Consider the following 16,044-nt stretch of genomic DNA (forward strand, 5'->3'; position numbering starts at 1 on the left):
AAAAGGAAGTCCCGTTGCAAGGGCAGGTTGCCCTTGCGATTCGTAAGACCAATTATTATTTATCGGTATAATTAGGTGACGGGACTTCCGGAAGGAAACACTTCTTACAGCATGATTTGATTCAAAAATGAGAAGTTCAAATTCCGCTGCTAGAATGAATTCTTACCCTATGAAATGGTATATTTCATAACAATCATAAAGTCATCGCTTACAGGAATGTTCGCATTGCTTGATATGTCTACAGTTACCTTATCAGCCAATTCATTGCTGCTGTTTAAACCACTTGTTGTTAGAATGATAGGATCATCCTGAGTTTCACCTTTCAATTTGATGCCTTGTACAGCTTCAACTTCAATGGTTTTTCCTTGTAAGTAGAATGGCAATTGCGACCTCTTAATCTCAATGCTTACATTCTCACTTCCTACTTTAGCCCAAGCTTCAGGGTATTGTGCTTTCAGACTGAACATAGAAGCCAGGCTGTTGCCTTCGGTAAGCTGATTTAAGCTGGTAATCAGATTGTTTTCTGCATTGGTTTTATCTTGCGCAGATCCTTCTTCAGCAGTATAATTGATATGCATAATAACATCGTTAATGCTACTGTAGTCAAACTGACGCATGGCAGTAGGCAAGGATAGGTTCCAAACGTTGGCTGCATCGGCACCTTCAAATGGCAGGTATCGGGCATCGTTGAAATTCAACTCAAACAATCCGCTATCGCTAACTGCGCTGCTGGTTGCCATGTTCTTCACTTTCACATTCTGATCGGCAATGCTTAAATTCGCGGATATGGAAGTGTAAGCCCCAGCCACACAAGGAATGCTTAAGGATACGCTTTTGATTCGGCGTTTTACATGTCCTGGATGATCTAAATCGTAAAGTACTTCAGGAATTACAATCTGACAGGTTCCACTGCTTCTCAAATCCAAAATTTGTTGTGGATCCAACATGGCTAGTGATACATGCTTGGTCAATTCATACTTGCGCTTGTTATTGGCCAGGTAATCGGCTCCATTTTCTTAAGCTCGGTATACAATTTTTCACCAGCAAGTAAGCCTTTATCTTGTGCATTAAAGAAGTTATTGGTTAATGGCTGTCTTACTTTGTCAGGAGTCAGCTCGTAATGGTAAGCTCCTTCTGCCTGCTTGGCCATTTCGAATGCCAGGTTAAAGGCATCGCGATATACAGCTGTAATAGCATCTGCCATTCTGAAATACAAATCCTTATTGGTGAATTTGTTGCTCAATACATCAAAATATTCTTGATTTTGCTTTACCTGTAGCTCATGATTTTCCAAATCTTTAATGGCAATTGCCTTTCGAATTTCAGCCGATAACTCTTGTTGTTTCAATTGCTCCAATTCGCGCTTTGCCATATCAGCCTGGAAATTCCAGTCTTGCTTACGGCGTTCGTAGCCGGCGATAAGACCTGTACGAGTACCCATGTGGCTAGAAATGGAACCTAACATGCTTAAAGCAGAAGACCAATAATGAAGAGGTTTAGATGCTTTTTCTCCTCCAATTTTTACTACCCAATGAGGGGATCCTCCGAAACCAGATCCACCAAATGTTATGTCTGGAATAGCACTTACAGCACCTGCTGACATCTGAAGAGCTTGAGATGCAGTTTGTAAAACCATTCCAGCATCCATATAATTCAACTGCTGCTGCTCTTTACCACTAATCTTTTTCTTCTTGCGATAGTATTTTTCCCTAAACTGGGTATTTTCCTGCTGCAATTTCAGTTGTTCAATGGCCTCTTCGGATTCTTCTACACTCTTGGTCTTGATACTTGTAATCTCATCAATCAGTTTGTTTTCGTGCTGAGTACGAAGTACGCTAATCTTTTCCGTTTCTCCTTTTTCGAGAGCCGATAACAATTGTGATCCCAATGATTTTACTTCTCCACAAATTTCCAACGCACGTTGCAATAGAGTTTGGAATCGGTAATCAGTTGAGTTGCTTTGCTGGATTCAGAAGTTCACCAATTTTAATGCCTGCCATGCGTGCACGGATTAATAATGCCGGATCGATTGGAGGAGCAAACAAGGCAACGGTTCGCTTAATTCCATCAATATTCAGGCTATGACGAATCTTGAATAATCTGTCGGCTACTCGATCCCAGTAGGCAAGCATTTTGTCATTCTTTGGAATGCCAAAGTAAAGCTTGGCCACATTACCATCGTGTTCCATTGCTCCGTATACATCGGTTAGCATTCCTTTTTGATCCTTCTCTTTGCTAAATGGTTTCGAAGCAATTTCCAACTCATTCGACTCTACGTACTTTTCAAAGTAGGCTGCATTTTCTGGCTTAATCAATCCTTCCTCAAAGTACTCAATGGCATTGCCCATGCCATCGCTGTTCATTTCACCATAGGTTTTAGGTACCAAAATTTCCGTTTCAAGAACTTCAGGTTTACGACCTAATAACTGGGCTGCAATCATATAATACTGCATGGCTTCGTTGATGGATTCCGTGGTATCAATGCGGAACTGGTTATCGCCGTGAGCAATAATAATATCCAGGTAACGCATGATTACGGCTTTCATATAAGCACCAGGTCGCATCTGAGCTACATTGTGAGGTTTAAACGGATCGCTGCTCCACATTTCAATCTGCTTGTTCAACTCTATATTCGAAGGGTCCTGATCTTCTTTCATGTTCAAATCGAACAAGAGGTCTTCAATACCAGTTGTAGCATTGTAATCGGCAAATGGTTTAAATTTCCAGTATCTGGAAGCATCTTCACCTTCAGTTTCTCGTGGGTCAAAAATGTAATGCATCCATCTTAATGCTTCTTCATAATTGCCTTCAATCAAGAAACGGTTTGCCAACAGGAATGGAATATGGAAAAACAGTTCCCAATTGTAAATAGAGTAGGCGCCAGCTAAATCATATTCGAATTTCTCTGCGATGTACTTCTTGTTGTCTTCAGGTTCTGTAACTTCCAGTGTATTTTTCACCACTTCGTTGTTCAATTCAAAATCTTTTAAAAGATCTGTATTGGCTTGCTGTGGCAATAGCTGGTGATTTTCATCTTCAATGCCCAAAGGATCAAGAATTCCATCAATACCATATCGTTGTAGATTGGAGCGTAAGCTCTCCATGTATGGATGATAAGACAGTCCGGCAATCATCTCAGGCTTGAAGGTTAATGGTTCTGCCATTAGCAGATCAGCATTCACTGGTTCATAAATAACTTCCTTATTAATTTGTGGTTCTTTAATTACGCACATGAACTCATGCTCATGGGTGAAGTAGTGAGGCATTCTGTAGTCACAACGCTCATCTCTTCTCCACCTGTCATGATTTCTCTCTTCACGATAGTATCTGTCTTCACGATAATACCTGTCTTCGTAGTTACGACATGAATACTCAGGGTGATAGTACCTTCTGATTGGTCTGAATTTAGGTTCTGTATAGGTGTATCGAATCACTTTTTTCAAAAGGACTGAGCTTCGTTCTGCTTTAACTCTTGGAATGAATACCACTGATTGTAGGTTGGTTTCTACAACAAAAGGAGCGTTGCTGATGAAATGCTTGTATTGATGAGGATAAACCAAACGGGTGCGTCCTTTAATGTTTTCAACTACATTGTTGGTATAGGCAATACCATTGGTGGCAGCTACCGGTAATGACAACCATTTCTTGGAATTCTTCATCTGCGCTTTTTGCCCATAGGTACTCATGCCTTGTGGCATTACATAGTCCTTGCCTGTGAAGCTTCCTTGCTTTGTAAGGTGAATATGATTGAAACATTCCACCGAGAAGCTATGACCTTTGTTTTCGCCTAAGAAAGTTTTTGGATCATTCAAAATGTGTAAGTACTTGCTATCGCTGTTGTCATAAACCAGGCGGTAATCATATTTCTGATCTGTTCCTGAATTGTCAACCAATACTTTGTCTTCACAAGTACGCTTGCGAGTCCATTTGTTGTCGATAAGTTCACTCCAGCAAAGCTTCATCTCCAACTGCTTTTGTGCACGTTTTGGAGTAATGGTTGATCCTTCCGATGGATTTTTTACAGATAAATCATCATCGCTAGGTTCCTTGGCTACATCAGTACATTCCAGCCAGAAAGCTACCAAACGATCTTTAATAATGGCAGGAGCTATGTGTTCAGAATTGATCTCAATTCCCATTTTCTCCCATGGCGTCCAGTAGGATTCATTTACCAGTTTGCGATAGAAATACTCGCGAGGTTCGAATCGTGAACGGCCAATTACATGTAATACCGAGAAATTATTGTGCTCTTCGTTGTACAACTGGCAGATTTCAATATTGGCTACTTGTTCAAACTTGGAGATGTAATCCATGTAGGAATCGTTAACCGTTTCTTTGGTAATTTCTTTACCGGTAAGATCTTTTTCCAAATCTTTAAAGAATGGAGTTTTATTGTCGCGCAACTCAGGTTCCAGCCAGTTTTCAGGGTAAAGGAAGATTTTACGATTGGCTTCCCACACACGATACAAACTCATCCATTCCCATTTCTTAGCATCTTCTTTGGTGAATGCAATGTCGGTTTCAAGTCCCAGTTGAATACGTTGAATAAAGGACTGCACTGTTAATGTTGCCTGAAGAATACGGCTGCTTGCAACAGCTGGTGTCATTTGAGTATCAATCATGAAGTAGGAATACAGATCGTAGATATCTGTAAACTGTTCACTCTTTTTCTCAAACAGGTAGTGTACCAATGCATCTCGCTGCTTCATTCTAAGCTGGTTGCGTCCTGCGCTCATTTCTGCCTTGTAAACGGCAGCATTGGCTTTTTCCTGTGCAAGTTTGGCAATGCTTTTAACTGATTGTTCTGCTTCCGCAAGATCGGTCCAGTTCCATTTAATCAGTTTCAGTGCATCGGCAGATTGAATGCCATATCTGTTTAAAAACTGATTTATTTCTCCCGCTTGAAGGAACCATTTCAGGTTGCTGTTGTACTTGTTGGTTTCCAACTCGTCATTGTGTTGCCAGTCTGTTAGAATAGCATGCCAGTCGATATAATTTGAAAGAGCAAGGTTCGCTTTATCAGTTGAAAGAATTTGATTGTAAAAGTCAAATCCATTCTTCCCATCCAAAAGAAATTGCTTGGCCTGGCAAACCGCAGCAAGTTTTGCGAAATCTTCATAGGAAACTGCCTGCTCAGAATCCATAGGCAAGTTGAAGATGTTTACAGGACTGCTATCTATGTGAGTCAAATCTTCCAGATTGATGTTCATTTCCTCAGAAAGAGATAAACTTTTCAGGCAAGACTTGATAGCAGTAAGCAACTTGGTTTCTACAACGGAAGTCTCATCAGTTCCCGGATCTGCAGTATAGTTGGCAAGATCCTTACCATCAATGGATTTTTGTTCCAATACCTTTGAAACGAATGGTAATTCCAATTTTGTGGTAATATTCAATTGTTCTTCAATGACTGGTTGCAGTGCAAGGGCCAAAGCATCTTTCTGTTCCTGGCTCATTTGCTGGTCTTCCTCTAAAACAGGAGAAAACTCGTCTTTTTTATCAAGAATATTAGCAACAATTTTCTTTGCTCTCTTCTCAAATTCCTCTAACTCTTCTGCACTTCCGTGATGTTGCAAGAGGAACAATAATTCCATTACATTCGTTTGATTAGCAATTACGGTTTTTTGAACATTGCTTAGTGTTTCTACACTGTCAACCAAAGCTGTTGTAACATCAAATTGAATGAGTTTGCAGTATGCTAGGAATTCCTCAATTTTTAAACCATAGCCTTCGGCTAACTGCCAAGCTGTGATCATATTTTGAACACCTCTTGCAGTTAATTTTGGCTTTTTGTCAGTATTTTGCTCCAAGAAGCTTGAAAGGGCCAATAGCTCTTCATCAGTTAGGTTCATTGCTTCCTGTAGATACTCCATAAATACATGGGCTTCACCTTCTGAATTGTAAGCTGCAGCATTTAAAGGGACTCCGCTTTCATTACCAATGGTTAACCATTCTGTTAATGTTTCTTTATGCTCTTTTGGCAGATTATTGTCAATAAAGTTTTGGTTGATGAAAGATGTGGTTTTATTGTATTCCAATACAACAGCCTTACCAAATATACATGCAACCTGATTGTCGGACAATCCAAGATATTCCTGTTTCATTTTTGCATAACCAATTCTTTCTACTTCTGCGAAAGTAATCAGTTGGTTGTTGCTGTTAATGGTTTTGTAGTAGGCTTTGTATGCCGGATCCAATAGTAAAATTGCATCCAATACAGGAGTCGACCATTCGGTAAGTATCATCAATCGGCGGAATTGGAACATGCGCATTAAGAATGCCTTCAGCCTGTCTGTTGAGCCAAAATCAAGAAAAGCTGTACTCAATTCCTGTTTTCCACTGTAGTGGATGGTAAAGCGTTGATAGTTTTCACCATCTGTTACGTATGGATTTACGTAGTAGGAGTCAATCAAGGTATTGAATTCATCAAGTGTCATGACTGACTTTTCAATAAATCCTTTTACAGGTAATTTAGTAGGTGCAGGATTAGGGGTTACACCAAAAACAGAATCGAAAACAAAGTCAAGTACAGTGTTTGTATTTGTTGGGTTTTCAGGGAAAAGTACCTGTTCTTCACTGGTCATTCCCAAAACGTCGAAATATGGATTTACCGCATTTTCAACCATCTTGTAGTATGGTTCGGCCAGTTTGGTTCTATTAATTCCCAAGGCTTTGCCAAACAACTTTAGCTCTTCACTAAACAAATCGAAAGGTTTCGACAGCCATGAAGTAATGGTGTTTTTCTTGATTTTATCATACACGGAATATTGTGTGTATTCAGGATCGGTTTTTAGCTGTTCTGCGGTTTTTGTGGTGTCCCATTTATCAATTGAATAATTTCCATTTTCATGATGATAGATTGCATTTTCCAATATTTCCATTACCAAATCGATGTATGGCAAAGGAGTTAATGCATTGGTGCAGTTCAATGGAATTTCCGCAATATCCGGGCGACGTTTAATCAGCTTGTCGTATAAAGTGATTTCATTCTCGGTATCACTTACTTTGAATTGTTTCAATACATTTAGTACATCTACTAAATAAGCAGCCGGTCCTAATACTGATTCACCATGTTTAGTATTCGTTACATCCTGATCACCAAAAAGAATTGACATTTCAGGCAAGCTCAACAATTGAATCTCACTTTTATTGTCGCCTGAAAGTTTCTTGTCTTTAACTATAACAGGCATTCCCGAATTGGCGCTTCCTGAATATTTGTTTAAAATGGCAAGTGCTTTATTTACTTTGTACTCGGCAGTTCTGTATAATTTAAGGCATACTTCATCCTCTAAAATAGCATTCATTTTATTGATGAAATTTTTTCTGCCAGCTTTTACGATGTCGTAAGCCGATAGGTAAGCATTATCGATTAAAGCCTTAATGGTATCATACTTACCTTCAGACGTAATGCTGTACACACGCTGAATAGTAGTCAAGAAGTTAATAAAGTCTTCTTTAGTGTATGCTCCTAAACTTGAATAGAATGTACTTAGAGCATTATCTACTGTGGTGGTTTTAAGGAAATCACGAACAGGTCCTTTTTCAATGTCAAATGTGGAACCGGCAGAATCAACAATGCCATAGAAATGAGCGCTGCTACTCATGCTTTCATCAATTAATTTGACTCTTAAGGCATTGAACATTGTTGTTAAATTGGTCTCTCCTTCAATTGCGAAATCTACATTCGGTTGTGCCAAATCAAAAAGAAGAGATTCAGTAGCAAATTTATCCTCAATCTGATTGTAAATAAAATTAGCGTAAGCTTCTGCTGTTGTTATTCCTTCTGGCATATCATCAGAAGCCAGAATAGTCGATGCATCCTCATTAATTTTAGCAATAATGTCAGTTCTGTTCATTTTTAACAACTCGCTGAATGGCTTTAGAGATCCTGCATCCAAAAATCGGTTTACAAATTTCTCATTGGCATTGCAAACCTCGCTGTATTGAATGGCAAGCTTCAATTGTACTTCTTCATTCACATCAAAAGGCAATGCCAGCCAAAAATCACCCTCCAATTCCTCTGTTAAATCAGTATTCTCATAAGAGAATTGGGCCATTGTTTTGATGAAGGCATCTTTCTTTGTAGCATCAGCCATAACTGCTTTTACAGCATCACTTTCAATGCCTGTGAACACCTCGGTAAACTCTTTGCTTACCACATCAAGTAGCTTGGTTCTAATGTCTTCCAGAGCTTTTGTAATGTCCTTTGTTGGAATTGTACGATCATCAATGGCTTCCTGAATTTTTGCACGTAAAGTATTGTCAGACATGCTAAAGAAAACTGCAACATCTAATTTTACCCCCTTGTTAACCAGTCCAAACAGAATTGCTTCGTGATCTTCCAATCTCATCTGACTTTTAAAATCGCGTGCCTGGCTTAGATTCTGCACATCCTCTTCGCTTACACCAATTAGTGAGGCTACAAATGGAGTCTCTTCTGCACTGTATCCTTTAATCAAGCTACGAGCAGGTGTAGTGCTGTCTGCTGTATTGCTTGCAGAAATTAATTCTTCCTCACGATTAATTATTCGAGAGTATTCGTCCAGAGTATTGTTTTCAAATAAGTAATTAATTTCCTCTTCTTGATTGCTTGTTACCAATTGTGGAGACCAGTAGGAATTGTAGGTTTCGATATAATGATTGTGCAAGATAAGCTGTCCGGAAGTAACATTTTCCGGAATGCGGGTATAGGTTTCCCTGGCTTTTCCATCGGAATAGTAAACTACTTTCTTATCGAGTACCCGGTAATATTTATTATTATCCTCATTAAGTACACGGCGATAAAAAAGTTTTTCAAATGGTGTACTTTCATCAACCCATGAAACCAAGCTTGCGTTTACCTTACCACTTTCAGAAGTATTCGAAACGTATTCGTAAATTTTACGATTTGTCTCTGTGATTACTTCGAACCACTCACCTTCGGAGTAATTGCCGCTTGCGTTAACTACTTCTGTCGTAATTTCATTTGCGGTATCGCCTAAAATAGAAGGATTGGTACTTGCGAATTCCGATAAAACATCCTCATTATTATAGAATTTTAATCGTAAAGCATTTTTTTCATTGCCATAATAAGGAATTTTATATTCTCCATTAATGTTGGTAAAAGCTTTTGCTCCATCAATTAAAGTAGCAGTAGAGCTGTCGTTGTCAGCATCTCTGTATAATTCAATCAGGCAGCCTGCTGCATTCACATAGTTCTGGCGCTTAACAACACCACTTACAGATGATCTTGAAGCAATAAACAGATTCTTTAGATAAAGGGGTTGTATGGTTCTAATTTCTACATTACCATTACCTACCAGGCCAAGTTGTGTGCCTCCCTGGTAAACGAAAAGTTCAACAGGATTGTTGATGTCTGGATTGTTATTAATAATCAGTTCGCTTGCAAGAAACTGAATGCTAAAGCTACCATCAGCTCTACAGGCAGTTTTTTTTTCTGTAGATTAATTTTTTATCTGAATCGTGTTGATAGGCATACACATACAAGCCTTTGCCCAAGCCTGAAGTGGAATGATCGAACACGCGACCGGTAATCATGAACGAACTGTGTTGTTTACCTGATTCAGGTTCAAGTCTTTCAGGTTCTCCTCCTGGACCTAAATCGTCAAATATATCTTTTTCATGTATCATATTGATATTTGTTTATTAAATACTGCTGAGGATCAATGTAAAAGCAGTATTTGATGTTTCAAATTATAGCATAGGATACCCCGGGCAGGCCGCCAGCATACAGTTCTGTCGGTCCGCCAATTTTCAATTTTATTTATTGAAAATTAAGGGTATGCTATTTTGTTTGTTTGAGTTGTATCCCTTGTTAGAGGTTTATGAGATGGTATTACTTTCTTGTTGGGGAAAAGAAGAAAAAGTAATATCAAATTTCAGATCCGGATATTCATTTCTTCATTTAAGGGATAGTAAAGTTGTGTTAGTTGTTAACACATTAGTTTGTTTTTACTTTTCGATGAAAGGCATTAAGACTTTCATTTCTTCGTATTCGATTTCTGGTACAGCATCGAAAGGAATTGAGCTGAATTCAATGGCAGGATCTATTTCCTGATCAAGGGTTTCCACAAAATCGGATTGTTTTTTAATTTCTGCTTCAACTACCTCTTTGTTTTCTTCTTGCAATTCAGTCAATTGTTTTTCGTACTTCTTTTTCTCTTTTACAATGTTTGGGTAGCCATAACCATCATTTGTAACACTTCCTTTTCCATCAGGTTGTGAATAAACGATCACTTGTCCATTTTCATCTAATTCAGCATGAGATGCAATCAATTCATGTCTCTTTTGCTCAAAAGCTTTGTATTCTTCCGATTGCTCACGCAATTTGTCAATGGACTCAATGCGCTCATCAATCATCTTTTCATTCAATAGCAAAGCCAATTTGAACTTGTTGTTTCCCTTCTTGTTAACACGGTTAATTACCTCTTTTAACTCGTACAAATTTTTGTTTTTCATATGTTTAAATTTTCTTGGTTAAGCCCGCACATTAGCATGTTGGTGCTGGCATGTTATAAAATGTTTCTAAGTGATTGAATTCAGTAGTGTAATAGTGTGTCAATAAAACTTTAGGTAAATATTAGATAAGCCTTTTACCAATTTTGATCGTATCTGCCTGCTATAACCCAATGTCCACCACTTACTGTTGGTCCATATTTTGTATTGGTATCATAAATTAAAGTTACAGCAGTACCTCCTTGTATTTCATATTCATAAGTGTCTGCTAAAACGTAATACTTTATATAGCAGGATTCGTTGTCATTCCTATTGAATATATAGATGATTTGACCATCTACACCATTGATTAGATTATAGAATTTTCGGCTATCTGTGCTGCTTCCAATAGAAAAGTAGGATGCTCCATTCGCGTTTAATGTAGTAGGGGAACTAGAATTTGTACTTCCTGAACTGGTATATTTTTTTAACTGTAATTGATTTACTAATAATGTTCCTCGGGCATTAATGTCGGCAGCCAGAAATTCTCCAGCTTGATGTTGAATTCTACCTCCTTGTATGTAAAGTAAATTCGAGGAAGAATTAGTGCCTCTAATATCTATATATCCTGTACCATCGCTTTTAGCCTCTATATTAATGTATCTGTTTGTACCAGTAGTACCAGCATAAAGAGTTCTTCCAGAAATTTTAAACCCACCAATAGTTCCTTCTGTTGCATTAACTTCGCCTGTTAGCGTTACATTATTTCCTACAGCATTATCGAAATTAATGTTATCTGCGGTCAATACCCTTGCGTCTAATTTATCCGCTGTAATGGTCCCTGTAGCAATTTTATCTGCTGTAATTGTCCCAGCTTTAATGTGCCCAGATTCTATAGCATTTGAAGAAATTTTACTTGCTGTAATTGCATTTGCTGCAATTTGAGTAGCTGTAATGGTATTCGAAGTAATTTTATTACCGTGTAAGCTACCTGTTTCAATTCTGTCAGCACTAATATGACCTGAGTTGATTTGATTTGCAGTAATTGTTCCTGTATAGATACCGTTTGCATCAATGGTAGTTGTATAACCTTCAGCAATTGAAGAATCAAAAACAGTAGCATAAGCTACATACCAGGTAACTGGAGCCGCTCCTCCACTTAAATAATAATAGTGTGTAGAACTAAATGAACCTGAATAACCAGCTTTTACGTAGTAGATATATTCTTCAAATCTACCAGTTCCAGATGTTGGAGTTAGCCATTTATTAGTAGCGCCTGTTCCAATGCTATTTGAAGCCCAAGCAACACTATAACCTACTGGAATTTTCGCAATAAACTTACAGATTAGCTCCCTGTTTGCATGTGTTCCAACCGAAAAGTAAAAACCACCATGACCTGGTGATGCGCTTCCATTGGTAACAATTTTCATCATCTGACCTACCTTATTTGGTGAGTCTGAGGAAGGAGTTACTAATGTTCTTATTACGTTGCCATTGGCAGCATTGTTATATGTTCCTGTACCATTCCAACCAGTAATAAAGTTTGGATCTCGGTATAACATTTTTGCACCAGACATTTTAGCTGCTAAATTTGCTTTAACTTGAGCCCCAGCTGTAGTCTCTACACCAGATGTGCCGGACACTTTAGACCAGCTAATGGTAGCATTAGGTCCCATGGCGATATTGTTGCCAACAACTAACTCATTGGTTTTAATTTTTGAAGCACCAATAGAGGCTACACCGATTCTATCAGCATGAATGGTTCCAGCATTGATTTTATTCGCATGAATTGTGCCTGTATATAAACCGGTAGCATCAATATAAGTGTTATTGATAGGTTCAGCTTTAACTATTATTTCTTTTGTACTACCTCCGTCTCCACTTACTGACCAAATCGAAATTTCATTGGATCCAATATTTAAAGTAGCATCAAATTTGAACCATCGGGTAACTACATCTGGGGCACTCATGGCTCCTAAATCAGAGTTATTTAAACCAGCGTGAATACCTCCTTCAAAATCATAACCTTTAATCCATATACTAGCTTTTCCTCCCCATTCCGAGGTGAAGGTATATTTTGAGCCTCCAGCGTAATTGGTATTTGTAGGTACACTAGTTGAACCTGACCAAGCGTATAAAACAGGTGCGTCTTTTCCATCTCTACCATCTTGTCCATTTACACCATTTGTTCCGGGATCTCCTTTGTCGCCTTTTGCTCCAGTGTCACCTTTTGCTCCAGTGTCACCTTTATCCCCCTTAAACAAAGACCATTTGTAATCTGCTTTATTGGAGCTTTCAGTCGAAGATGTTTTATTAGTGGCAATTCCGATGTATAGTGTGTTTGAATTTGGGGTATCATAAAGATTTGTTCCATCAGCAGAATCAGAATATTTAATCCATGTATAGGTTGTGATACCATCTGCACCAGAGTCACCTTTCACTCCTGTATCCCCTTTGTCTCCTTTAACTAAAGACCATGAATAATCAGCAGCGTTATTTGATTCAGTGGCTGATGTTTTATTATATGCAAAACCAATGTATTCTTTACCAATAGGTGAATTTGACAAACCTGAACCTGACGCACTATCAGCATACTTTATCCAGGTGTATGTAGTCACTCCATCATTACCCGGATCACCTTTTACTCCTTGTGGTCCTTCAGGTCCGGTGGATCCAGTGTCACCTTTGTCACCCTTAAACAAAGACCATTTGTAATCTGCTTTATTGGAGCTTTCAGTCGAAGATGTTTTATTAGTGGCAATTCCGATGTAAAGCGTGTTGGAATTTGGCGTATCATAAAGATTTGTTCCATCAGCAGAATCAGAATATTTAATCCATGTATAGGTTGTGATACCATCTGCACCAGAGTCACCTTTCACTCCTGTATCCCCTTTGTCTCCTTTAACTAAAGACCATGAATAATCAGCAGCGTTATTTGATTCAGTGGCTGATGTTTTATTATATGCAAAGCCAATGTATTCTTTACCAATAGGTGAATTTGACAAACCTGAACCTGATGCACTATCAGCATACTTTATCCAGGTGTATGTAGTCACTCCATCATTGCCCGGATCACCTTTTACTCCTTGTGGTCCAACAAGATTGGCTTTTGATTCTGCACTTAGATGTTCCCACTGAAGCGTAACACCTGATCCCAGTGTAGTTTTTCCATCTTTATCCCACACAATAGCACCATTGGCTAAATTTCCCGAACCATTGGAATGTAAAGTCCATCCAGGAGTAGAAACAGAATCAGAATTAATGGTACAATTTGCAATTAAACCTTCCTTGGCATTCAGCCAACCTTCAAAGTATCCGTTTTGTGCCCACAAGCCATAACCTGAAAGAACCTTACCTGTTGAACTGGTAATTCCATCCAAACGTCCGAATCTGGCCTTGGTTTTCCCGTTATATATCACATCATAAAATGGAGCGTAGGTAGAGCTTGAACTCAAATAGAGTAATCCTTTTCTGTCTGTATCTGAACTATTCCATCTAAGAAGAATGTCTCCAATTTCAATTGTACCAGAACCGGTTTTTTCAGTGAATGTGATATACTTCATCAATTCACCTTCATCATCGGTACGACTCTGAGATGTACCTTCACTTTCTACTGTAATGTAGTAGGATTTAATGTTTCCGGGAGAGCTTGAGCCCTGGCATCTTAAAATGTCACCCACTCGGAATGGTTGCTCTTTTGAGAAATAAAGAATGTTACCGTCGACATACTCTATTGTATCCGTATCTGATACTATTAAATCACCATTTGAGATATTAATTTTATTATTGGTGAAAGTATTGCATGTTAGGCCTTCTCTTAAATCGAGGTTATCAAATTCAGCGTTGGCATTTTGTGATATTCTCCAGGTTCCTTTGCCTCCAATTCCAGAGATAAAGGGAGCTGTTCCTATAGTACCTTTAAATGTAGTATCTCTATGCGATATGATTCCTATATTTCTAAGAATTTCAAAATCTTTTGTCCCGTCAGTAACAATTTCCCAACCTTCGTTTACAGCATCGGTGTGTTTGATCCAATCGTTTGAATTTAACTTTAACATTCCATTAGCGAGGTAGGTATTCGTACCATAAACAGCAAAACGGTCAGTTGCATGTATGCCTGTATTAAAATGAAAGGCTGGTCTGTCTGTTTCAAAATGAAACCAAGAGCTATTTTTACTACCTATTTCGCCAACTCCACTGGTATTGGAAATGGTGTGACTACCAATTGTTTTAGTGCCTTCGGAAGTCGTTTCGAACTTTCTGTTTCCATCGTAATTAGCAATTAATCTATTTAGTTCTACCGAAGTATGGTTAACTGTATCTGTACCATTTGGAAGGATTGTAATTGCTTTAAACTCTTTGGTTCCATCTCCATACTCAATATAGAATGGGGTATAGGTTCCACTTCCTCTTTTCTGGAGTCTGATTCCCATTTCTGGCTTTCCATAATCCAGATAATTACCATTATCGGACAATCCGTAATCCATATTGTAGAAGTCCATAAAGTATTCATTTCCATCTCCTCTTACCAATGAGAGGGTAGATTCTTTTGCACCACCCCAAGCTGTTTGAGGAGGACTCCATACATTTAGAAGGGTATGATCACTACCATATCTGCGTATATTCATGATGTCAGTTGCATTTTCTGGTGAATACAACACTGTTTTGTTGAACTTTGCCGAGGAAAGAATGGTTGAATTGAATATTACATCTTCATTGCCTTCATCATATTTGAACACCTGCTTGCTACCATGATTAAGGTAAAGGTCGTTTGAACTGTTTAAGCCTAAAGTGGCTGTTGTTCCGCCACCATCCTGAGAAAGGATGAATGAAACATTATCAGATTCGTTTGAGTTGTCGGAATCAGCCTCTAAAGTAAATGTTAATCCGCCACTTACCCTTAGTTTTGGATTATTGATGTCATTTCTTAAGTAACGGAATGATTCAATGTTATCCAACTTATTGGCATTTACCGATTGTGCTACCGACAAGGTAGATTCTGCTTTGGTTTTAAATTTACGGGTATCGTTGTCATAGAATGCAATTCCATTGCTTAAGGGAGCATCCTCACGAGTGGCAATCATTTGCAGGCTACCTTTATCACCTACACGAGCATATCCATCGGCATCAAATACCAATTGCCCATCGTTAATTCCGTCGTATTTTTTAGCTACCAACCCGGTAAAACTGGTTGAACCAAGGCCAAAGTCAGCATTTTCTCTTAAGGTAATGACATCGGCAGAGGTATAGAATTTTCCGGCATGTGTTTCATACCCATCTTCACCAGGAACAAGGCCAACTTCTTGCTTTACTTGTTCAATCTCCTGTTGTTCCAGGAGCAAGGCTAAAATGGCGTTGTTTGTTATTAAATTTTTTATATCCATAATTAATATCTTTTAATGCTACTTGCATTTAATTAATAATCCCTTATCTGAAGATTTTTGAATATCCGGATCATATCCACTTAGGAAAAAACCATACAACTTTCCGTCGCTACCTGCATTTTGCATTATTCTATTTTTTAGCCGAAAGTGGTATGTACTTTTTCCAGTAGATATTTAATTGTTTCTTGCATGCCACATTTTTGGTTGAATACCAATATAATTTGGTATT

The 16,044-nt window shown here is 38.4% G+C and carries 4 protein-coding genes and 1 pseudogene; all 5 read right to left on the reverse strand.

Annotated features, from left to right (window positions below; genetic code table 11):
* Positions 1-167 precede the first annotated feature (167 nt).
* Positions 168-1,648 (reverse strand): annotated as a pseudogene (locus JCM15579_RS22190) (Tc toxin subunit A-related protein).
* Between the two features lie 298 nt (positions 1,649-1,946).
* Entirely contained in the window at positions 1,947-9,188 is a 7,242-nt protein-coding gene (locus JCM15579_RS02670; RefSeq protein WP_054715341.1) for a neuraminidase-like domain-containing protein, read from the reverse strand.
* Between the two features lie 226 nt (positions 9,189-9,414).
* On the reverse strand, positions 9,415-9,627 hold the full coding sequence (locus JCM15579_RS02675) for a hypothetical protein (protein WP_054715343.1): 213 nt from the start codon (positions 9,625-9,627) through the stop codon (positions 9,415-9,417).
* A gap of 321 nt (positions 9,628-9,948) precedes the next feature.
* On the reverse strand, positions 9,949-10,455 hold the full coding sequence (locus JCM15579_RS02680; protein WP_054715344.1) for a hypothetical protein: 507 nt from the start codon (positions 10,453-10,455) through the stop codon (positions 9,949-9,951).
* A gap of 134 nt (positions 10,456-10,589) precedes the next feature.
* Positions 10,590-15,815, reverse strand: a complete 5,226-nt coding sequence (locus tag JCM15579_RS02685; protein WP_054715346.1) for a collagen-like domain-containing protein — start codon at positions 15,813-15,815, stop codon at positions 10,590-10,592.
* Positions 15,816-16,044 lie beyond the last annotated feature (229 nt).

This window comes from Marinifilum fragile JCM 15579, assembly GCF_001310955.1.
In the GTDB taxonomy this organism is placed as follows: Bacteria; Bacteroidota; Bacteroidia; order Bacteroidales; family Marinifilaceae; genus Marinifilum; species Marinifilum fragile.